Consider the following 22,653-nt stretch of genomic DNA (forward strand, 5'->3'; position numbering starts at 1 on the left):
CTACTATTATATTATTAACCTATAAGTGTAGGTATGATAGAAATACCCGAATCGGCAACGATAAGTTCACAAGCTGAAACCATCCTGACAGGAAAACGAATAGCAAAAGTTATTCAGGCAACCAGTCCACACAAATTTACATGGTACAATGGCAACCCAGCTTTGTATCGTAATATACTTGTTGGGCGAGAAGTAGAATCAGTAAGAGGACATGGAGCTTTTGTTGATATTATCTGCGACAAGGATACTTATATTTCGATAAGTGACGGTACAAACCTTAAATATTATACGGCAACCGAGACATATCCGGTGAAACACCAGCTTTTGATATTGTTTGAGGATATGACATGTCTTGCTTTTACAGTATCTATGTATGGAGCCATATATGCCTATGAGGGACAGTTGCAAAATGTATATCATGCCGGAAGTCTGAACAGTATTTCTCCATTGAGCGATGCTTTTGATGAGGCGTATTTTGATTCAATCTTTGCCGGTGTACAAAAAGATATGTCGGTAAAGGCCTTGCTTGGTACTCAACAACGGATTCCCGGTTTGGGTAATGGTGTTTTACAAGATATCTTTTTCAAAGCAGGAATACATCCCAAACGGAAAATATCTACAATGTCTGATCTCGAAAAAGGAGATTTGTTCCATTCGCTGAAGGTTACTTTGCGTAATATGACCGATAGAGGAGGCCGTGACACTGAAAAGGATTTTTATGGTAATTGGGGTAAATATAGAACCCTTTTATCCAAGAAAACATACAAAGAGCCATGCCCCATCTGTGGAAGCGATATTGTAAAGGAAGCATATCTGGGTGGTACAATCTACTTTTGTCCGAGTTGTCAGAAAGAGTGAAAGCAGTCTGCCTTGTTCTCTAATTGTATTAAAAATACCTTCTTATAATATTTAAATAGATTTAAGATGTCTTGAATCAGTGAGAAAATCCCTTAAATAATTCTTATCTTTGCATCCGAAAATTTTCAGGCATCATGAATCAAAAATATCCATCAGCTTTATTAGAAAATGCAGTAAATGAATTCGCAAAGCTTCCCGGAATAGGGCGTAAAACGGCTTTGAGGTTGATTTTGCATCTGTTGAGGCAGGACAATGCTATGGTAGAAGGTTTCGCTCAGGCATTGGTTTCTTTGAAGCATGAAGTGAAGTATTGCAATGTTTGTCATAATATATGTGATGACGAAATTTGCCCTATCTGTTTGGATAAGTCTCGTGATGCAGCCACCATCTGTGTTGTAGAGAATATAAAAGAGGTAATGGCTATTGAGAATACAATGCAATTCAAAGGCTTGTATCATGTGTTGGGAGGTATTATATCGCCGATAGATGGAATAGGCCCTTCCGATCTGGAGATAGACAGCCTGGTGGCACGTGTAGCCAAGGGTGATGTGAAAGAAATTATTTTGGCATTAAGTACTACGATGGAAGGCGATACCACCAACTTCTATATCTATAAAAAATTATCATCTTTCGATATAAAGGTTTCTATGATTGCACGGGGGATTTCTATCGGAGATGAAATAGAATATGCCGATGAAGTAACATTGGGGCGCTCTATCCTGAACAGGACATTGTTTAATGAGTCATATAAATTGTAAAAATCATAATGGAGAATAAAGAACGAAAGCTATATAAAACATTAATGTTGTTATTCTGGGCGAACATTCTTTTGCTGTTGACTGTTTTAACATTTATATTATTCTCTAAGGGTTTAACTTTTGGTACCGCGACAAATACGAATGTTGTGTTTGAACAATATACAATTCTAATATCGTTGGCTAGTATTCCAATCGCATTGAAACTATTCCATACTCAGTATCGGAGGATAGCAGAGTTGGAGCACAAGAAGTTTCTCGAGAAGTATCTTCCTGCCTATATTTTGCGTATGTTTGTACTAGATGCGGCGGCTATATTGAACATAGCGGGACTGTATCTCTTTGATTCAAAGAACTCTGTTTATATGACAATTATAATTATATTTGCATTGTTTTTTTGTTATCCTAACCGAAAGACCTTAGAAGAAGCTAACGATACTACATCAGAAATAAAAGATTAAATAAAATGGTTATTGCAGTAGACTTTGACGGAACAATCGTCGAACATGAGTATCCCAAAATCGGACGTCCCATTCCTTTTGCAATCGAAACACTTTTGCAGTTGCAGCAAGATGGACATATCCTTATTCTTTGGACAGTGCGAGACGGCAGCCTGTTGCAGGAAGCAGTAGATTATTGTAAAAATAAAGGGTTGCATTTTTATGCAGCTAATAAGAATTATCCCGAGGAAGATTCGTTAACAGCGTCTCGGAAATTAACAGCAGATTTGTTTATTGACGACCGCAATTTGGGAGGACTTCCTGATTGGGGGGTGATATATCATGCGATAAAAGCGATGGAAAGAGGAGAAGTTTCCTTCGAAAATATAATGATGTCTTCGGGAGAAAGCCAAAGAGCGAGGAGAAGAAAGAAGAATTTCTTTATACGCTTGGGCGAAATGTTTGAGAGAGGAAGTTATTAACTACTAAGTCTTTTACAAAATGCTATTGAAAAACAAAGATATCGTTTTGCGAGCCGTAGAACCCGAAGATTTAGAAATCTTATATCGTTGGGAAAATTCTACAGTCTTGTGGTATCATGGCAATACTTTGGCCCCGTATTCCAAATTGGTGCTGAGGCAGTACATCAATGATTCTTTGGAGATGGATATATATCAAAGCAAACAATTGCGCCTGATGATAGACCTCGTAGAAGAGAAAGCCACTATCGGAACCATTGATCTTTACGATATCGATGCTCATAACCGCAGAGCCGGTATTGGCATCCTCATTGATGATGACTATCGCAGAAGAGGCTTTGCCAAACAAGCTTTGGAACTGATGAGCAACTATGCTTTCGACTTTTTGTACCTTCACCAAATATATGCATATATAGCCCAAAGCAATACCAATAGTATCAGCTTGTTTGAGAAAGCTGGGTATCAATCTGTCGGAATATTGAAAGACTGGTTGCAAAGAGGTGAAGAGTTTGAAGATGTTTATCTTTCTCAGTTGCTTAACGATAAATAAATTATGGAAGAAGATATAAAGAAGGCTTTTGAAGTGCTTGTGTCTGGGGGATTGATTTTGTATCCTACCGATACGATATGGGGAATAGGTTGTGATGCTACCAACGAGGAAGCTGTACATCGTGTATATGAACTAAAGCGAAGGGTTGATAGTAAAGCCCTTATTACTCTGCTCGATAATCCTATCAAGCTCGATTATTATATCGATGAAGTTCCTTCTTTAGCGTGGGATCTGATAGAGTTATCCGAAAAACCATTGACCATAATTTATGATGGTGCACGAAATATTGCACCTAATTTGATGGCAGAAGACGGTAGTCTCGCTATCCGTGTCACAAAAGAAAAGTTTTCTCAAGAGTTGTGTAAGCGTTTTCGGAAAGCCTTGGTTTCTACATCTGCTAATATCAGCGGGGAGCCTGCACCGGCTAACTTTGATGATATAAGTGAAGAGATAAAGCAAGGTGTAGATTATATTGTAAAATACAGGCAGGATGATACAAGCAAATCGAAAGCATCGAGTATCATAAAATTGGGTAAAACTGGAGAAGTGAAAATAATCAGAGAGTAGGAGAGGGTATGACTGTTAGTGAAGACATAATCTTTGAAGGTAAATCTTATGTAGAAGGATTACATAAGAAGTCCTTTGATAATTGTACTTTTTCGAAATGCGATTTCTCGGACTCGAAGCTGATCACTTGTACTTTTACGGACTGTTCTTTTATAGATTGTAATTTGTCGATGGCGGATCTCAATCAGTCTACTCTGAATAATATCCATTTTAAGAATTGTAAGATGCTTGGTGTGAAATTTAATCATTGCCACGATTTTATTTTTCATGTCGACTTTGAAAATTGCATACTCGATTATGCCTCTTTCGAAAAGCGAAAAATGAGTAAGACTCGTTTTAAGGATACTTCATTAAAGGGAGTTGACTTTGGAGGAGCCGACCTCAAACAATCAAAATTTTTGGAAGCAGATTTAGAAGAAGCAATCTTTTATAATACCAATATTCAGGAAGTGGATTTTACCACTGCATATAATTACTCAATAGATCTGAGTCAGAATCAGATCAAAAAAGCATGTTTTTCTAAAGATGGATTGGCGGGGTTGCTAAACCAATTTGATATTATTATCGACTAGTTACAAGTCTTTATTCATCACATAGTCTTCCATCAGGAATCCGTTGCCGATGTCAATATTTTCACTTGTGAAAAAATCGAAGCCCATTCGTTTGTAGAAATCAATCGCTTTGTTGTATCGGTTTACATTCAGCGAAAGAAGCGTATTGTTATTCTTCTGGGCAAGTTTACTCACCGCATCTATAAACAAGCGACCTACACCTTTACCTTGAATAGAAGGCAGTACATATATTTTGTGTATTTTGGTTATTGGCGTGCCTTTGTAGTTCAGCTCGTATGATAAATAGCCTAAATATTCACCATCTTCCTCGGCTAATAGATAGTGATGATTTAACTCATTCATCTGCTTTTCCAACGAACTCGTACTATACATCATATCCATCATGTAGCTTATCTGCTCTTGCGAAAGAATGTTGCTAAATGTAGCGGGCCAAATAACATTTGATAGTACCTGGATATTATAAATATGGTCTGTAGTAGCTTCTACTATTTGCATTTATATATCAATAAGGTTTTAGTTCTCTAATGAGAAAGATCTACTGCCTATTCTATTGCCATCAGCAAAAATATCTACACGGTATGTTCCCGGCATCAGATATTCTTCTACATTCCAGTACATGGTAACACCTACTTCTTCGCCTCCGTATTCTATAACCCGCTTGATGGAGTAATTGATATTTCCATTCTCGTAAGCGAATGTATTCGCTCTGCTTTTGGTCAATACATCATCATCGGGTTTCATGATACGTGCATATATAGTACGTTCACCCGGCTCGGCAGTAATATTCTTTGTTATTGTAAAATTGATTATCAGCTGCTCTACTTTATTTATTTTCTTTTGTACTTTTCCCTTGCTGTTTGTAGCTTGCACGCTTATATTCGTTGCATCCAGTTTGGCCGCTTTGGTGACTTTTTCGGTCAAGTCTTGCTTTTGCTGAGTTACCTGATTCAGTGTTTTTGATGTTTCTTGATACTTATTTGTTATCTCCTGCTTTTCTTGTCTTAGCTGAGCATTTGCCCTGTTTAATGAGTCGATCTGTGCGATGTACGACTTTAATATTTGGCGCAGAGTTGCCAGCTCTTTGTTCAAGCGGGAAATCTCAGCTTTATTTTCAGCTTTCACAGTCTTCAACTCTTCAAGTAACCGTTGAACTTTAGTTTGTTCATTTGTTAGCTTTTGTAGAAGTGAATCGTTTTTTATATTCAATTTAAACCCTTCGTATTGCATCGACAGGCTCTCGTACTCGTCTTCCAGCTGCTGTTTGTTCAGAACACTTTCCTGTTGCAGTTCGTCGATTTGAGTCTTCTGGTTGAATATAAAGTAACTAGCTATGCCTATTCCCAGAATAAGCAGGGCTATTATTCCAATTAATATTTTCGAATTACTCTTTTTTTCTGTATCCATGATGATGTTAAAAATCTGCGACTACAAATATAACGGATTTATACAGATTGAACAAAAGGCATTTAAAAACCTTTCGCTTTTTTTAATAAAATAGGGGTATTTTTGACGAGCAAAATCTTCTTTATTTCAGAATAAGCATGTACATTTGTTAGGCTTTTAGGCGAGATTGTTTAGTATCTGTTTCAGTCTTGTTGCAATATGAAAGAATCAAATTATTAATTAATATATTAAATCAAATTATTATGTCTAAAGTAACAGTAGTAGGTGCCGGAAATGTAGGTGCTACATGTGCAAACGTTCTTGCGTTTAATGAAGTGGCTGATGAAGTAGTGATGCTTGATGTAAAAGAAGGTGTATCGGAAGGTAAAGCTATCGATATGAATCAGACTGTACAGTTGTTGGGATTTGATACACGTGTAAAAGGTGTGACTAACGACTATGCGGCAACAGCTAACTCTGATGTAGTTGTTATTACTTCGGGTATTCCTCGCAAACCGGGTATGACTCGTGAAGAACTAATCGGAGTAAATGCCGGTATTGTGAAGAGTGTAGCAGAAAATATCCTTAAATACTCACCGAATGCTGTTCTTGTTATCATATCCAACCCAATGGATACAATGACATATCTTGCATCTAAAGTGACAGGTCTTCCTAAACACCGTGTTGTAGGTATGGGTGGTGCATTGGATAGCTCACGTTTCAAATATTACTTAAGCGAAGCATTGGGATGCAATCCGAATGAAGTAGAAGGTATGGTAATAGGTGGACACGGAGATACAACAATGATCCCTGTAACTCGTTTGGCTACATATAAAGGTATTCCTGTAACAGACCTTTTATCTAAGGAGGCATTGGATAAAGTTGTTGCCGATACGATGGTTGGTGGTGCTACTCTTACCGGATTGCTTGGTACATCGGCATGGTATGCACCGGGTGCTGCCGGAGCTTATGTGGTAGAAGCTATCCTTCACGATCAGAAAAAGGTAGTTACTTGTTGCGTGTCTCTTGAAGGAGAATACGGACAAAATGATATTTGTATTGGTGTGCCTGTAGTTTTAGGTAAAAACGGATGGGAAAAAGTTATCGACCTTAAACTTACAGCAGACGAAAAAGAAAAATTTGAAGCATCAGCAGCAGCCGTTCACAAAACAAATGCTGTTCTGAAAGAAATAAACGCTATCTAACGCTTATTTGCAAAGTTTGACTAAAAGAGAAGGGATGCTTCATGTATATGAAGTGTCCCTTTATTATTATATTCTAGGGGTATTTTTCTTTGCTAAATTTATCTGATATAATAAGGATTTTTGTTTGTTAAATTATGGCAGAAAAAGTGATATTAAAATATGTATTGTTAAGTGTTACTTTTTGTAGACAAAAATTGTGTGTTGCTTTTTATATATACTTGCGCTGAAGTATTTTTAACAGGGATCGGTAATGTTACTTTTTTTTAAATGTTAATTAACTATTCGGTGGCTGATATGCAATAAACGATGGTTATATTTGTAAAATCAACTTAAAATACCATAATCATTAAACTTTAAACCTGTAAAAACTAATGAAAAAACTTACGCCAATCATTTTATTTATGGTGACAATTTTAATGCTTTCATGCGGAGGAAGTGAATCTACAGTTCTCAAGCCATACAATGAAGGTATAAATATTACACCGTTACCACTCGAATTGACGCAAAAAGAAGATACTTTTAAGCTTGGAAAAAGTGTTGTGTTTGTAGCAGACAACGCAGATGTGGAAAAAGTAGCTGCTTACTTTGCTGCAAAAATCAAGGCATCTACAGGATACAACTTGAGTATAGAAAAAACTAAACCTGCAACAGATTATATTAATTTGTCTATTGTCGCAGATCTTCCGGTTAACGAAGAAGGTTACTTGCTCGACGTTACCGAAAAGGGGATAGATATTCAGGCTAAAACACCGCATGGCTTGTTTTATGCGATGCAGACTGTAATGCAGTTGCTTCCTGCCGAAATAGAAAGTCCTACGCTTGTGAAAAATATTGCATGGAAAGTACCCGGAGTAGCAATAAAAGATGAGCCTCGATTCAAGTACAGAGGAATGCATCTCGATGTTTGCCGTCACTTTGTTGATGTAGACTTTATTAAGAAGCAATTGGATGTGTTGGCGATGTTCAAGATCAATACATTTCATTGGCATCTGACAGAAGATCAAGGCTGGCGCATCGAAATAAAGAAATACCCTAAGCTTACAGAGATAGGAGCAAAAAGAACAGAGGGTGAAGGGAACGAATATGGCCCTTATTTCTATACGCAAGATCAGGTGAAAGAGGTTGTGGCATACGCTAAGGAACGCTTTATAGAAGTTATACCCGAAATAGAATTGCCCGGACATGGTGTAGCTGCAATTGCTGCATATCCCGAGCTGTCTTGTACAGGCAAGCCAATCGATGTACGTTGTTTCTGGGGTGTGGCAAACGATGTGTATTGCGCCGGAAACGATTCTGTATTCCAGTTCTTGGAAAATGTAATAGAAGAAGTGATTCCTTTGTTCGAAAGCGAATACTTCCATATTGGTGGCGACGAGTGTCCGAAAGACAGATGGAAAGTATGTCCTAAGTGTCAGGCTCGTATAAAAGAACTTGGCTTGAAGGCGGATAAGACTCACTCTGCTGAAGAGAAACTGCAAAGCTACTTTGTGCAGCGCATCGAAAAGTTCTTGTTGAAGCACAATAAGAAGATGATCGGTTGGGACGAGATACTTGAAGGTGGACTTGCTCCAACAGCTACTGTAATGAGTTGGCGAGGAGAAGAAGGCGGTATTGCTTCTGCAAATATGGGGCATGATGTGATAATGACACCGGGGGCATGGATGTATCTGGATAAATACCAAGGTGATGCTAAAAACCTTCCGGTAACGATAGGCGGCTTTTTGAATTTGGAGAAAGTATATGGATATGAGCCTGTTCCGGAAAAGATTGCCGAAGATAAGAAACATCATATCTTAGGTGCGCAGGCCAATGTGTGGACTGAATATAAGTATAATGGCAATGGTATGGAATATGATATTTATCCGCGTATTATTGCATTGGCTGAACTGAATTGGACTCCGAAAGATAAGAAAAACTATAAAGATTTTGAGCGTCGTATCGATAATCAACGCGTGCGCCTTGATATGCATAATGTCAATTATTACATACCTCTACCGGAGCAAAAGGGTGCGCCGTCATGTAACTTTGTAGCATTCACAGATCAGGTTACACTGGAATTTAAAACAACAGAACCTGTAAAAATGGTATATACTACCGATGGCAGCGAGCCTGCATTGATGTCGCAGGTTTATGACAAGCCGTTGACATTTACTGAAAATACAACCTTGAAAATACGTTCGGTCCTTTTGTCTGATAAGATGAGTGATGTGCGTACTATCACTATCGAAAAGCAATCGTATGCACCGGCTGTAGAGAAGGAAAAGGATGCTAAGCCGGGACTTAAAGCGGAATACTACAAAGGATATACAAGAACAGTGGCAGAATTGGAAGGCAAGACTGCTGCCGAAACCGAGTATGTACTCGCTCCGCAGAAGTCTAAGCATAGAATACCGAATTATACAGAACCGTATGCCGACGACTATTATTCTACAGTTCTTACCGGATACATGAATATTCCTGAAGATGGTGTTTACTACTTCAGTACAGACTATGAATTGTGGATTGATGGCAAATTGTTAATATCTAACGAAAAAGATAACAATGGAACTGCTCGTAGATTTTCACGTAGCGATAAGTCGGTTGCATTGGCCAAAGGTGCGCATGCATTCAAGCTAATTAGACTAGGTGCTATATTTGGCGGATGGCCTACCCAGTGGGAAGATATCTATGTAGGTATCCGTAAGGCAGATCAATCGGAATTCAGTTACATGGATGAGACTTATTTTAAGTAATACACAATAGAGTAACTAGATATATAATGTAAGAGATGTGCCGGTACCTTCATGTGCCGGCACTTTTTTATGTGTATCGCCAGCAACTGTTTGCTAAAAAGATTATATTTGTATGTACCGTACTTATATTGGAGTGTTGTGAGCTAAGTGCTCTGGATAAATAGGTAATTTAGAAGAATAGAATAGTACATAAATGACGCAAAAAGAATACAAGAATTTATTCGATGAAGATGATGCTGTAGGATGGCTGGAGATAGATAAGGTAGTGGAAGGTATCTATGGAGATCAAAAACCTCGCCATTATGCTCCTCCTGTACATTACATGCTGGGAGGGGAAGATCCGTTAGATGGTGTGAGTATATACGATTCGCAAAAAGATATGTTTCATCGTCACTTAGTAAGCTATGGCATGTCAGAACTTTATTATAACGAAGAGGCTGCCGGAGGTGAATTTAGTAAATGGGGATTTGAATTTACATTTCGCCTCAAACCTTTTGCCGAAGATGGTGACGACCCTACTTGGGTGGTCAACCTCATGAATAATCTTGCCCGCTATGTAATAAAGAGCGGTAAGTGGTTTGAAGAATATCATGTTATTCCGGCGAATGGCCCTATTCGTTTGAATTCTACAGCCCAAATTAATATTGTAGGGGTTGCTTTTGTTTCCGATCCTGAATTGGGAAAGATTCAAACACCGCACGGAGAAGTGTCATTCTTGCAAATGGTAGGACTTACTGCAAATGAAATGAATCGGATTACATCGGCAAGCTCGGCTTATGATGAGGTGAAGAAAGTCTTAGACGAAATGAAGACGACAAATCCTCTGATGGTAACCGACTTGCTTCGGAGATAGATTCTAGCGTAGTATCTGAAAGCTTTCTGTCTTGTAAGTGTGTTTACAAAAGGTTTTCCATAATTAATCTTAATAGTACACTAAAAGTGCAAGATAACTGTTTCCGGAGTAAGAGGGAATCACTTTTTTTGGTAATTTTGTATCTCTAAAAAGGAAGCGATATTAAACGGTTTAAGCAAATATTTCTCACTGTATCAGGTATAATAGTTGGACTCGTAACCCTGCTATTTGGACTGTTGAATATGCCTGCTGTGCAGGAATATGCTAAGGGCATTATTGTAGATGAATTAAAAGCAAAAATCGGAACTGAACTAGGTATCGGTAAATTGCATTTTCAGCCATTTAATACTGTTCAGCTAGACAGTGTTTACTTGTATGATCAGTCCCAGGAGAAAATACTGTTTGCCGATAAGATATCAGCCAGTGTCGATCTCATCTCTTTGATGCAAAATAAAATAGTGGTAACCTCTGCATGGCTTTCCGACTTCGAGGTTCACCTATCTAAAGAGGCTGATGATGCGCCTCTGAATATACAGTATATTATCGATGCTTTTAAACCAAAGGATGATAAGCCCAAATCGAAAATAGAAATCAAGCTGAATGGTGTAAATATTACGAATGGTCAATTCTATTACGATGTAAAAGATAAGCCTTTAGTTGTTCATCACTTTGACAAAAACCACATAGCCGTATCCGACTTGAATGCAAAGTTGGCGATGAAATCTCTGACTTCGGATTCGTTGAACATTCAAGTCAAAAAGTTTGCTCTTAGGGAGAAAAGCGGACTGGATATATCTGATCTTACTTTCCGTGTAATCACTCAAGGAAAGAAAGTTTCTATAAGAAATTTTGAGCTCGACCTGCCTTCATCCTCGTTAGAGCTAAGTCGTTGTGAAATAGATCTGACTCCGACCAGTGATACCGCTAAGATAATGGACTACGCCAGTATCGATTGCGTTGTTGCTACTTCTTATATATTACCGAAGGATGTTTCTGCATTAGTACCTATCTTGAAAGACTTTGATGATAAGATCATTATCAGCGGGCAAGTCAAGGGTAAGATTGATGATCTTACTGTATCGGGTTTATCTTTAGATTACGGGAAAAAGATGCATTTGATTGCGAATGCAGAAATTAGAGATATGAGAGACCCATCGAAGACATATGTACTAGGTAGTGTCGATGAATTATCGTTAACCCATACTGAATTGTCGAGTATTATTGACAACTTCTCATCAAAAAAGGGGCAACTGCCTGCTCAATTAAAAAAACTTGGCGCAATATCTTTTAGAGGGGATATTTCGGGTTATCTGGATCAACTTGTCGCTTTTGGTAGTGTAGAAACTGATTTGGGAGTGGTTAAAACAGATGTGCTTTTCGGAGTTAATAATCCGAAGCCGGGTATCGAAACATACGTAAAAGGTAAAGTATATACTACCGATTTCAGTTTGGGAACATTCTTGGATAATAAAGATCTCAATAAGGCTTCTTTAAGCTTGACAGTGGATCTTGAAAAACCAAAAAATGGTAAGCTGAGAGGTAAAGCCGAAGGGATTATTCCAAACTTCGATTATAAAGAATATTCATATAAAAATATAAAGCTTGATGCCGGATATGATGGCTTGCGCATTGATGGTAAGTTAGTGGTTGACGACCCGAACGGAAAGCTTGATATAGCGGGTTTGTTTGATCTTACAGATAAGAATATGCCCGAACTTGTTTTCAAGGCAAAGGCGACAGACATCCAATTAGATAAATTGCATTTGGTAAAGAATATGCCTTATTCTTATTTATCGTTTAATATAGATGCCGACTTTGTGGGTAAGGATATAGATAATGCGCAAGGGTATATACGTATCGATTCGGTAGACTTTCTTCGAGAAAATCAAGTTTTCAAGATGGACGAGTTTCTTGTTAAGTCTACAATAGATTCTTTGGGGCATACACTAAGCATAAAGTCTGATATTCTTAACGGACATGTTAATGGTGACTACTCTTTCTCTACGATGGCAAATAGTATTTTAGAAACCCTGCATCCATATTTGCCTGCATTGATAAAAGTAAATGGAAAGAAGGTAGAGAAAAGCGTAGTTAATAATAATTTCACATTCGATTTTGCTATCAATAATACAGAAACACTCAGTTCTGTATTCAAACTGCCTGTTACGGTCATAAATCAGGCTAAAATCGTAGGGCGGTACGATAATCATTTGGATAAATTTAAAGTGGAAGTTTTCACTCCGGCGATCAAAGCTGCCGGAATGAACATAAAATCAGGCTATGTCCTTGCCGAAAATGAGAATTCAGATAATGTTGTCAACACTCGCATAGATGCCTCTATAATTGGGAAAAAAGAAGTGACAAATGAAATTTCTGTAAAATCTACATTAGCCAACAACAAGATAAATACCAATATTTCTCTTCTTAATGATGGAATGCAGAAGGCTAAAGGTGATTTTTCTATTTCCACGTTATTTACTAAAGAAGACAGAAGGCCTTTGATGATTGATATTGAAACACTACCAAGCGAGCTAATGCTGAACAACACGATTTGGAAGATGGAAAAATCTCATATTAAAATACAGGATGGGCATTATGCTGTTAATAATTTTTCGGTATATACAAGTGACAAAAGTCAAGAGATAAAGATAAACGGCAGTTACTCGCCAAGCAGTTCTTCGGATATATTGAAGGTAGAGTTGAAGAAGATCAATTTAGAATATGTATTCCAGACATTAGCAATCGATGTATTGAGGTTTGGGGGAGCGGCTACAGGTAGTTTGTTTATGTCCAGCATCGAGAACAAGCCATATCTGAATACCCGTTTAGATATCACTGATTTTAAGTTTAATGGAACAGAGCTTGGGCGGTTAAATATATTCAGTGAGCTGGATGACGAAACCAACAAAATAATGTTGGATGGGATGATTGTCAGCAAAGAGAATAAGAAAACAAAGGTAGACGGAGAAATAGATCCGATACATCAGGGACTTTCTATAAATTTTGATGCGGATAGCCTGGATATCAGTTTCCTGAATAGGTATGCAGAGGCTGTTTTTCAGAATATAAGCGGTAGAGGTACAGGTAAAGTACATTTGTTCGGAGACTTTTCAGATGTTACCGTTGAGGGCAAGGCTTACATTAAGGACGGGAATATAGGGATTAACTTTCTGAATACAAATTATAAGTTTTCGGATACGATCTACATGAAAAAAGATCTTATCTACTTTACCAACATCACTCTCATCGATGAATACAATAATAAGTCATTAGCCAGCGGGAAGGTGGCTCACGACTACTTTAAGGATTTCATGTATTTAGTCGACCTCTCAGCCGATCATTTCCTTGTATATAATGCCACCCAAAAACAAAATCCAATCTTTTATGGAAAGGTATTCGGTAGCGGGAAAGGAACTATTGGTGGTGACGAACGAGCCGTAGATATAGATATTAGCATGAGAACTGAGGACAAGACTCTCGTCCGTATGAATTTTATGGAGAATATCATAAATGAATATTCCTTTATCAATTATAAGTCGAAGCAGAAGACCGACTCTATAACCACTCCAAATATAGCGGAGGTCGCTCCGCCGATACAAGCCAGCTCCGGCATGGAAATAAATATGAATTTTTATATTGATGCCACTCCTAACGCTACAGTAGAGATTCTTATGGACCCTGTGGGCGGTGATGTAATTAGCGGAACGGGTAGTGGTGCGATGCAATTTCAATGGAGCTCTAAATCTACACCTCGCCTGTTTGGAACATATACTATAAATAGAGGAAGTTACAATTTTACTTTCCAACGATTGATGGAAAGGCGGTTTACAATAGAGGATGGAAGTACAGTACAATTTAAGGGTGATCCGTTCGAAGCTATTTTGGATGTAACGGCTATCTATAAACTGACAGCTAGTTTAAGAGATCTCGATCAAACTTTAATAGAAACAACCGGGCAGACTACTATTCCGGTAAACTGTGTTCTGGATCTCACTGGGCCGTTGAGACAACCTACCGTGGGGCTTGATATACAATTCCCTGCAGCCGATCCGGAAGTGGCACGGCAGGTGAAGAGTCTTATAAATACTCCTGATATGATCAACTGGCAAGTTGCATATTTGCTGCTCTTGTCTAAGTTTGATAGCCCTAAAGGATCAAATACCCCATATGAAACTTCAGACTTTGCGGCTGTGGCTTCGGCTACACTGTCGAATCAGTTGACCAAAATTGTTAGCCAGATAGATAGTCGATGGGAGCTCGGAACCAATATCCGTTATAGTGATAAAGATTTCACAAGTACAGAAGTAGAACTCATATTGTCTAGTCGTTTGATGAATGATCGACTGTTGATAAATGGTAACTTTGGATATCGCAATGATGTAAATATCAATAATGGCAAAGAAGCCATGATTAGTGATGTTGATATCGAATATTTGCTCAATAATGCCGGAACATGGCGCGTAAAGGCATACAACCACTATAACGAGAAATTTTATTATACCGGAAAAACATCGCAGTCTCAAGGGGTAGGTCTTATATATAAGAAAGACTTTGATAACCTCAGAGACCTGTTTGGATTCCCTACATTAAAGACGAAGTCTGTTCGAGATACGGTTACTCCTATATTACCTGACTCCACAAAAAGAGGTAGTTCGTTGAGCCGATTTATCAGAATGAAAAAATAATGCTAAATCCTGAACTAATAGATTTTATAAAAGAGCATGAGTGTGATGATATTCATGAGCTTGCTTTATCTGCAAAGCGATATCCAGATATAGATATCCAATTGGCAGTACAGCAAATTTCAGGACGAAAGATTGCAAAAGAGAAAGTTCCTTCGTGGTATCATATCGATTCCATTCTATATCCGAAGCATATCTCAATGGAACAATGCTCTTCGGAGCAGACTGCCCGATACAAGGCGGGTTTGGTGGAAGGAAATTCTATGATAGACCTTACAGGAGGTTTTGGTGTCGATTTCTCTTTCATAGCTGCAAAGTTTAAAGAGGCTATTTATATAGAGCTGCAGGAAGAATTGGCTGAAGTTGCGAAATATAACTTAGATGTTTTAGGACTCAATAATGTTCGAGTAGAGAGCACCGATGGAATAGCATATCTTGAAAAATTATCACCTGTTGATCTCATATATATCGATCCGGCAAGGCGTAGTAGCGAAGGGAGAAAAATATTCCGTATAGAAGATTGCACCCCTAATATAATTGAAATAGAAGATTTGTTGGAAGTAAAAGGCGAGAGGATAATGATAAAATTATCACCCATGCTTGATATTTCATTAGCACTAAAATCTTTGAGAAACGTATCTGATATTCATATTGTAAGCGTAGCGAACGAGTGTAAGGAGTTACTTTTTATAAAAGACAGGAATAAGAAAGATCAGCATATTCATTGTGTGAATATACAAAAGGATAAGACTGATGTATTGTCATTTCATAAAGAGAACGAAGATTCAGCCCATGTTAATTATGCTTCATCTGTTGGACAATACCTATACGAGCCAAATGCTTCGATATTGAAAGCCGGAATGTACAAATCTGTAGCTGATATTTACAAATTAGAGAAGTTGCACCCAAGCAGCCATTTATATACGTCTACAGATCTGATCTCTGAATTTCAGGGGCGCAAGTTTGTTGTTGAAACTGTATGCTCTTTCAATAAGAAAGATATAAAACAGCACTTATCTGCTATAAAACAAGCGAATATAACTACACGCAATTTTCCTGTTTCTGTTCAAGAGATCAGAAAAAAGACAAGAATAAGTGAAGGTGGAGATATTTATATATTCGCCACCACACTATCTGATGAAAAAAAAGTCCTTATTATTTGCCGTAAGGTTTGAATATTACAGACAATTTTCGGCATGATAAGAAGATCGCACGAGTGGACCACTTTCTACATAAGAAAAACCTTTCTCCAAAGCAATACTCTTCAATCTCTTAAACTCATCCGGGTGAATATACTCTACTACAGGCAAATGTTTTTTGCTTGGTTGAAGATATTGTCCGATAGTAAGTACAGAGCAGTTTGCCTCCAAAAGATCGTCCATCAGCTGATAGATTTCTTCCCTTGTTTCTCCAAGTCCGACCATCATACCCGATTTTGCTTTTAATCCGTTTTCTGCAATCCGTTTCAAAACAGACAGGCTTACATCGTATTTAGCTGCACTTCTCACTTGTGGTGTCAGGCTTCGTACTGTTTCCATGTTATGAGAGATAACATTTGGTGCGGCTTTGCAAACCATATCAATCAACTCGGTATTACCTCGGAAATCGGGTATAAGAACCTCCAGGGTTGTATTCGGATTTACTTCCTTCACCTTCGTGATTGTTTCTACCCAGTGCATAGCACCCTGATCAGGCAGATCGTCTCTGTCTACGGATGTGATAACGGCATGTTTCAGATTCATCAATCGGATGGATTCTGCTACATTTTGAGGCTCTTTTGGATTCAATGCCAGAGGCTTTCCGGTTTTTGTGTTACAAAACTTACATGACCGAGTACATATATCGCCCCCGATCATGAACGTGGCCGTTCCTCGTCCCCAACATTCTCCCATATTAGGACATCTTCCGCTCGAGCAAATTGTATGTAGGTTATGTGATTCTACTATATGTTTGGTTTGTGAAAAATTATTATTTCCCCCAAGTTTTATTTTTAACCAATCTGGTTTTTTTACGTGTTCCATTGAATACTTTTCTATTATTGAATAACAAAGATAGGAGATAGATAATAAAACATTAATTTTAAAAGGTTAAAATAAAAACTAGATTATAAGAAATGTAAAAATCCTGACTTGTTTCTAGCAAATCAGGATTTTCTTACAAGCACTTCCTTAATATAATGATACCAGCTCTAAAGGTTTACCGTTTATTTTTGTTCGCTCTATGGTTGCCAGATTGCCATCCGAATCATATTTATATGTTATCAGATCAGAAATGTCAGTCCATTTTTCTTTTCGGATGTCCCATTTCGTGTAATAAACGTTATCTATCTGGTCATTGGTGTTATACTCGAATTGGTATAGTGATAGGGCTACCCATCCAAGGGTTTTGTTCCATTCATAAGATGTGCGTTTTGTTCTGTATCCATTGCAATCATATTCATATACAATTTTGGAGGTAATCTCATTATTCTTATATATTAAAGATTCTCTCTCCTGCGGTTGTCTTTCTTTTAATGTTACCTCAACTTTCTTCTGTGCATATATTCCGATAGATAGAAATGAGATGATTGTTAATGTGATTAGTTTTATTGTTCTCATAATTGTACGCTTTATAGTAAAACATTTTATTTTACTACGATAAAGTCAATTACTGTGCCATTATTTATAATGTGCAGTATACTAGATTCTTATGTTGATTTATGGAAGCCTTGTTGTGTTCATAAACGGACATCATGTATGTTTATAAATAGAAAATCCTGTACTCAATAGTTGAGCACAGGATTTTCTATAATATTGTAGTACTTAATCTATCGAGATCAAGCTTTCTTTTCTTTAGTCCATTTCACGTTGCGCATATCGCCGGTTTCGATGAAAGCTTCGTGGAAAGCAAAACCGTCATATAAGTCAACAGGAGTTTGTCCTTGTTCGCTGCGAGCAAGATATTCTCTTAGCAATGGACGGTATTCCGGATGAACACAGTTTTCGATAATCGCTTCTGCTCTTTCTTTAGGGCATTTACCGCGAAGGTCTGCAATACCATATTCACTGATAATGATTTTTACAGAGTGCTCACTATGATCCTGATGCGATACCATAGGAACAAATGCACTGATTTTTCCATCTTTAGCTACTGATGGAGTTACAAATACAGATACATAAGCACTACGGGTAAAGTCTCCCGAACCACCGATACCATTCATCATTTTAGAGCCTGTAACGTGAGTAGAGTTGATATTACCATATATATCAGCTTCCAGAGCTGTATTGATAGCGATAATACCTAAGCGACGCACGATACCCGGATTGTTAGAAAACTCAGAAGGACGAAGCACAAGTCTTTCTTTGAAGAATTCCAGATTCTTGTATATCTTTTCGATAACAGGGTTACTTACTGTTAACGAACATCCACTTGCAAATTTTACACGTCCGCTTTCCATCAAGCTGATTACTGCATCTTGAATAACCTCTGTGTAAACTTCAAAATCAGGTATTTCTTTGCTTTGACCCATTGCAGCCAATACTGCATTTGCAATATTACCTACACCCGACTGAACAGGAAGGAATGTTTTAGGCATACGGCCTTCAGCCATTTCTTTAACAAAAAAGTTAGCAACGTTTTCTCCGATTTTTGCTGTTATTTCGTCTACAGGGCTAAAGCCACCACCTTCGTTCGGAGTATTTGTTTCTACAACGATTATTTTGCTAGGATCTACTTTTACGCAGTCGGTACCCATACGGTCTTTTACAGAATATACCCCGATCTCTCTACGGTGTGGAGGGTTTGGTAACTCTGCAATATCGTGCATACCACGCATTTCTTTCGGATGCCATCTGTTAAGCTCTACAATTACAGTTTTAGCAAGGCGAGCTACAGTAGGAGTGATTCCTACACCGCATGTTGGTACTATTTCACCGTCTTCGGTAATGTCACACGCTTCGATAATAGCAAAATCCACTTGTCCAAAAAAGCCATAACGTATTTCCTGAGCAAGCTGAGAAAGGTGCATATCAAAATATTTAACCTCCCCGCTGTTGATAGCATTTCGCATATCTTTACTAGACTGGTACGGTGTACGGAATTTAACTGCATGAGCACGAGCCAGTGACCCGTCGATAGAATCGCCTGTAGATGCTCCGGTAAACATTCCTATCTTGAATGGATTCCCTTTTGCATGTTCTGCTTCAGCTCTTTTAGCTAACGCTACTGGTACTACCTTAGGACATCCTGCGGCAGTAAATCCGCTAAATCCTACATTGTCATTGTGTTTGATAAGTGCGGCTGCCTCATCAGCAGTCATAAATTTTAAAGCCATGTCTTTTCTAAAAGTATGATTAAATAAATTGTATAAAGTTGATTTTTAACACCTTCTCTTTGGCGCTGCAAAAGTACAAAATTATTAACTGAACAACTAGAGATTAACATTAAAAATTGAAAGATAGCGGTTTATTCCTACTTTTTCTTGTATATGAGTTTTACAGACACCGGAAAATGATCTGAAGGCAAACGTATATCGCATCCATCGAAGGAATATTCCTTTGGGAAATCACCCGTTTTGATGTTGTTTTCACCATCTCTTGGGGTACGATATGTATCGGTTAATACACCATAGCGTTCTACAGACATGCTAGGGCTTACAAAGATATGATCGATACGGCTACTTGTTAGCAAGTCGGGCTTGAAAGCATTGAATGTTCCGTTCAGTGCATATCTCACTGCTGCACGGTCGTATGAGTCGGTAAGGATTCCCGATGTGCTTAGCAATGTATAGCTTTTGTGTGTTTGATCTACATTGAAGTCGCCGGTTAAAATTACAGGATCATTGCCGCACATTTCTTTTATCTTAGTCAGTACCAGCTTAGCACTTTCTTCACGGGCTATTACTCCTACATGATCCATATGTAGGTTGAAGAACCAGAACTTAAGCTTGCCTTTTGTTTCTTTCAGTTGTACCCATGTGCAAATACGTGGGAGTGCAGCATCCCAGCCTTTGTTTGGCTCATCCGTTTTCTCTGCCATCCAGAAATGTCCTGATTTTAATACTTTGTATTTATCTTTTTTGAAAAAGATGGGAGCATACTCACCTTCGGTTTTCCCGTCGTCTCTACCTACACCTACATAGCTGTATTGCGGCAATGCGTCGAGCAAGTCTATCAGCTGATTGTGTTTTACTTCTTGTGAACCCCAGATGTCGAAATCGTTATAGGCTACAAGGTTAGCAATAACAGGACATCGGGTTGCCCATCCGTTGCCTTTGTTGGCATCACCTTGATTGTCATTTCGGATATTATACGTGGCTACATTAAGAGTTTGGGCAAAAATAAAAGAGCATAAGCAAAGGAGTATAACCCCTAAAAGTGTTTTTTTCATATTTTGGACATTTATAGATTGTTTGAGTACAAATTTAACCCATAAAAAGGAAATAACCCGCCGAAGCAGGTTATTTTATATACTATATATCGTAAAAGATATTAAGCTGGGGAAATACAATTTATTGTTGCTGATGCTAGAAACGGGTATCGACTTTTTATTATACTTCTTTCTCCAATTCTATCAACAAGTCACTTTTGCTTGTCGTATCGCCTTTTTTTACCAATACCTTTTTTATGATACCTTTGGTGCTTGCCAAGATTGCATTTTGCATCTTCATGGCCTCCAGTATCAAAAGAGTGTCGCCAACCTTTACCGTATCGCCAGCCTTCACCAATACATCGAGTATCTTACCCGGCATAGGTGCTTTTAGTCGTATCGTAGTAGATTCGCTTAGTAAGTTGGCCAATAGTTTTTTACGCTCCAACGAAAAAGGAGATTCAATCGAAAATACATAACTAACACCATTCACCAGCAATTCGTATTCGTTCTGGTGTTGAGCTATTACTTCCACAGGATAGGTAAGCCCATTCACTGTCATTACAGTAAAGCCATCAGGCGTAGTTTCTATTTTGAAGTCCAGCTCTTTAGAGTTGTGCGTATATTTCCCATTTTCATCGATAAGGAAATCAAATGCTTTGTTCGAATTCTTATCTAAAGCTATGATTGGTTTATGTTGTTTATTTTTCATAATTGATGTATTACATATTATTAATCCTGTTTCTCATAGCCCAAGGGTCTGTTTCTTCTTTCTTCTCTGCAAGTGCCTGGTTTTGTTTCTTAAACTGATTGGCAGAGAATAGTGCTGCAAACAGGTCTTCATCTTTCTCACGATATACGAGTGAGTCTAATTGCTTTTCGATAAAAGATGTATTGTAATCACCTTTTTGGAATGTTTTGTTATGCAGTACAGCTTTGTCGAACGGTATCGTTGTTTTTATACCTTTTATATGGAATCTATTGAGAGCCTTGATTGTTCTAGCAATGGCGGTATCCCGATCCTTTCCGTGAATAATCAATTTGGCAATCATAGAGTCGAAGAAAGGAGTGACCTCAGAGCCTACTACTACACCTTTATCTATTCTAGTATTGCTTCCTTTTGGCAGACTCATTGCTTTGATGATGCCTGTACAAGGTGAAAAGTTAGCTTGCACATCTTCTGCATTGATACGGCATTCGATAGCCCATCCGTTGAGTTTTACATCGTCTTGCGTAATCGGTAGTTTTTCTCCGTTGGCAATTCGTATTTGCAACTCTATAAGGTCTAATCCTGTTATCATTTCGGTTACAGGGTGTTCTACCTGCACACGGGTGTTCATCTCCATGAAGTAGAAGTTTTTGTCCTTATCCAGCAAAAATTCGACTGTTCCCAAACTTATATATTTAGCCTCTCTTGCAAGTGAAACAGCAGCATCGGTCATCTTTTTCCGCAGCTCATCGTCCAGAGCCGGAGAAGGGGCTTCTTCGAGCAACTTCTGATGTTTGCGTTGTACCGAACATTCTCTTTCTCCCAGATGGATAATATTACCGTGGGTGTCGGCTACTATTTGTATTTCAATATGTTTCGGATTCTCCAAATACTTTTCTATAAATACAGAAGGGTTGCTGAATGCAGCCAGTGCTTCGGATGAAGCGGACAGATACATTTGTTTGAGGTCTGATTGTTTGCGTACAATGCGCATCCCTCGTCCTCCACCTCCGGCAGAAGCTTTTATGATTACAGGGAAACCAATCGATTTTGAAATTTCGATAGCCTCGTCCAGTGTGCTGACACTGCCGTTGCTACCCCCTAGCATGGGTACATTGCCTTTAGCTGCGATATTCTTTGCAGTGATCTTGTCACCCATATTCTGTATGATACGTGGCGAAGGTCCTATGAAAATAATTCCTTCCTCTGTACAGCGGGTCGCAAACTCTGCATTTTCGGATAGATATCCGTATCCGGGATGGATAGCGTCTATTTTGTTTCTTTTAGCTAATAGCACAAGGCATTCTATATCTAAAAATTCAGGTGTTTCGTTTATCTCCCTATCCGGAAAATTGACGATGCGGTCTACCTGAGTCAGATAATATGCATCAGGTTCTTTTACTGTGCGTATACCTACAGATTCTATGCCCATTTTCTTGGCGGTCTGCGCTATTCGGATAGCGATCTCTCCGCGGTTGGCAATAAGAATTGATTTTATCTTATTTTTATTTTTCATCAGATA

At 38.3% G+C, this 22,653-nt stretch carries 20 protein-coding genes; 12 read left to right on the forward strand and 8 right to left on the reverse strand.

Going from position 1 to position 22,653, the window contains the following annotated elements; translation table 11 throughout:
- Nucleotides 1–33: 33 nt before the first annotated feature.
- The 7 genes from E4T88_RS08405 to E4T88_RS08435 all read left to right on the forward strand — a co-directional run bounded on the left by E4T88_RS08405 (nucleotide 34) and on the right by E4T88_RS08435 (nucleotide 4,221).
- On the forward strand, nucleotides 34–858 hold the full coding sequence (locus E4T88_RS08405) for an endonuclease VIII (protein WP_135105008.1): 825 nt from the start codon (nucleotides 34–36) through the stop codon (nucleotides 856–858).
- Nucleotides 859–992: 134 nt separating this feature from the next.
- On the forward strand, nucleotides 993–1,616 hold the full coding sequence (gene recR / locus E4T88_RS08410) for a recombination mediator RecR (RefSeq protein WP_135105009.1): 624 nt from the start codon (nucleotides 993–995) through the stop codon (nucleotides 1,614–1,616).
- A gap of 8 nt (nucleotides 1,617–1,624) precedes the next feature.
- Nucleotides 1,625–2,074, forward strand: a complete 450-nt coding sequence (locus tag E4T88_RS08415) for a hypothetical protein (RefSeq protein ID WP_135105010.1) — start codon at nucleotides 1,625–1,627, stop codon at nucleotides 2,072–2,074.
- A gap of 5 nt (nucleotides 2,075–2,079) precedes the next feature.
- The gene (locus E4T88_RS08420) at nucleotides 2,080–2,535 is read left to right on the forward strand and encodes a BT0820 family HAD-type phosphatase (protein ID WP_135105011.1); all 456 of its coding nucleotides are present in this window, start codon (nucleotides 2,080–2,082) and stop codon (nucleotides 2,533–2,535) included.
- A gap of 19 nt (nucleotides 2,536–2,554) precedes the next feature.
- The gene (locus E4T88_RS08425) at nucleotides 2,555–3,082 is read left to right on the forward strand and encodes a GNAT family N-acetyltransferase (protein WP_135105012.1); all 528 of its coding nucleotides are present in this window, start codon (nucleotides 2,555–2,557) and stop codon (nucleotides 3,080–3,082) included.
- A gap of 3 nt (nucleotides 3,083–3,085) precedes the next feature.
- Nucleotides 3,086–3,649 carry an L-threonylcarbamoyladenylate synthase gene (locus E4T88_RS08430; RefSeq protein WP_135105013.1) on the forward strand — a complete coding sequence of 188 codons (564 nt, stop codon included), beginning with the start codon at nucleotides 3,086–3,088 and terminating at the stop codon, nucleotides 3,647–3,649.
- An 8-nt stretch (nucleotides 3,650–3,657) separates the two neighbouring features.
- Nucleotides 3,658–4,221 (forward strand): pentapeptide repeat-containing protein, encoded by a 564-nt coding sequence (locus tag E4T88_RS08435; RefSeq protein ID WP_135105014.1) that lies wholly within the window; start codon nucleotides 3,658–3,660, stop codon nucleotides 4,219–4,221.
- On the opposite strand, the gene E4T88_RS08440 is transcribed toward E4T88_RS08435, so the two are convergent.
- Together E4T88_RS08440 and E4T88_RS08445 are read right to left on the reverse strand one after the other, a co-directional pair.
- Nucleotides 4,222–4,716 (reverse strand): GNAT family N-acetyltransferase, encoded by a 495-nt coding sequence (locus tag E4T88_RS08440; protein ID WP_135105015.1) that lies wholly within the window; start codon nucleotides 4,714–4,716, stop codon nucleotides 4,222–4,224.
- Nucleotides 4,717–4,734: 18 nt separating this feature from the next.
- Nucleotides 4,735–5,625 carry a DUF8429 coiled-coil domain-containing protein gene (locus E4T88_RS08445; protein ID WP_135105016.1) on the reverse strand — a complete coding sequence of 297 codons (891 nt, stop codon included), beginning with the start codon at nucleotides 5,623–5,625 and terminating at the stop codon, nucleotides 4,735–4,737.
- A gap of 242 nt (nucleotides 5,626–5,867) precedes the next feature.
- On the opposite strand from E4T88_RS08445, the gene mdh reads away from it, so the two are divergent.
- The 5 genes from mdh (at nucleotide 5,868) to E4T88_RS08470 (ending at nucleotide 16,251) form a co-directional block, all read left to right on the forward strand.
- Nucleotides 5,868–6,809, forward strand: coding sequence for a malate dehydrogenase (gene mdh, locus E4T88_RS08450; RefSeq protein ID WP_135105017.1), 942 nt, complete (start codon nucleotides 5,868–5,870; stop codon nucleotides 6,807–6,809).
- 371 nt (nucleotides 6,810–7,180) lie between these two features.
- Nucleotides 7,181–9,541, forward strand: coding sequence for a family 20 glycosylhydrolase (locus tag E4T88_RS08455; RefSeq protein ID WP_135105018.1), 2,361 nt, complete (start codon nucleotides 7,181–7,183; stop codon nucleotides 9,539–9,541).
- Between the two features lie 193 nt (nucleotides 9,542–9,734).
- Nucleotides 9,735–10,394: a suppressor of fused domain protein gene (locus tag E4T88_RS08460; protein WP_135105019.1), complete on the forward strand. Its 660-nt coding sequence runs from the start codon at nucleotides 9,735–9,737 to the stop codon at nucleotides 10,392–10,394.
- A 179-nt stretch (nucleotides 10,395–10,573) separates the two neighbouring features.
- The gene (locus tag E4T88_RS08465; protein ID WP_438503328.1) at nucleotides 10,574–15,079 is read left to right on the forward strand and encodes a translocation/assembly module TamB domain-containing protein; all 4,506 of its coding nucleotides are present in this window, start codon (nucleotides 10,574–10,576) and stop codon (nucleotides 15,077–15,079) included.
- Nucleotides 15,079–16,251 (forward strand): THUMP-like domain-containing protein, encoded by a 1,173-nt coding sequence (locus tag E4T88_RS08470; RefSeq protein WP_135105021.1) that lies wholly within the window; start codon nucleotides 15,079–15,081, stop codon nucleotides 16,249–16,251. Before E4T88_RS08465 ends, E4T88_RS08470 begins: the two co-directional genes overlap by 1 nt.
- Before the next feature lie 3 nt (nucleotides 16,252–16,254).
- Here E4T88_RS08470 and lipA read toward each other — a convergent pair whose 3' ends face one another.
- From lipA to E4T88_RS08500, 6 genes are all read right to left on the reverse strand, one after another.
- The gene (gene lipA / locus E4T88_RS08475; protein ID WP_135105022.1) at nucleotides 16,255–17,097 is read right to left on the reverse strand and encodes a lipoyl synthase; all 843 of its coding nucleotides are present in this window, start codon (nucleotides 17,095–17,097) and stop codon (nucleotides 16,255–16,257) included.
- A 147-nt stretch (nucleotides 17,098–17,244) separates the two neighbouring features.
- Nucleotides 17,245–17,673 (reverse strand): hypothetical protein, encoded by a 429-nt coding sequence (locus tag E4T88_RS08480; protein WP_135105023.1) that lies wholly within the window; start codon nucleotides 17,671–17,673, stop codon nucleotides 17,245–17,247.
- Between the two features lie 218 nt (nucleotides 17,674–17,891).
- Nucleotides 17,892–19,388, reverse strand: coding sequence for a butyryl-CoA:acetate CoA transferase (locus E4T88_RS08485; RefSeq protein ID WP_135105024.1), 1,497 nt, complete (start codon nucleotides 19,386–19,388; stop codon nucleotides 17,892–17,894).
- A gap of 137 nt (nucleotides 19,389–19,525) precedes the next feature.
- Nucleotides 19,526–20,443, reverse strand: coding sequence for an endonuclease/exonuclease/phosphatase family protein (locus tag E4T88_RS08490; protein WP_135105025.1), 918 nt, complete (start codon nucleotides 20,441–20,443; stop codon nucleotides 19,526–19,528).
- A gap of 160 nt (nucleotides 20,444–20,603) precedes the next feature.
- Nucleotides 20,604–21,134, reverse strand: coding sequence for an acyl-CoA carboxylase biotin carboxyl carrier protein subunit (locus E4T88_RS08495; protein ID WP_135105026.1), 531 nt, complete (start codon nucleotides 21,132–21,134; stop codon nucleotides 20,604–20,606).
- 10 nt (nucleotides 21,135–21,144) lie between these two features.
- The gene (locus tag E4T88_RS08500) at nucleotides 21,145–22,647 is read right to left on the reverse strand and encodes an acetyl-CoA carboxylase biotin carboxylase subunit (protein ID WP_135105027.1); all 1,503 of its coding nucleotides are present in this window, start codon (nucleotides 22,645–22,647) and stop codon (nucleotides 21,145–21,147) included.
- Nucleotides 22,648–22,653 lie beyond the last annotated feature (6 nt).

Source organism: Dysgonomonas mossii (genome assembly GCF_004569505.1).
Classification (GTDB): Bacteria; Bacteroidota; Bacteroidia; order Bacteroidales; family Dysgonomonadaceae; genus Dysgonomonas.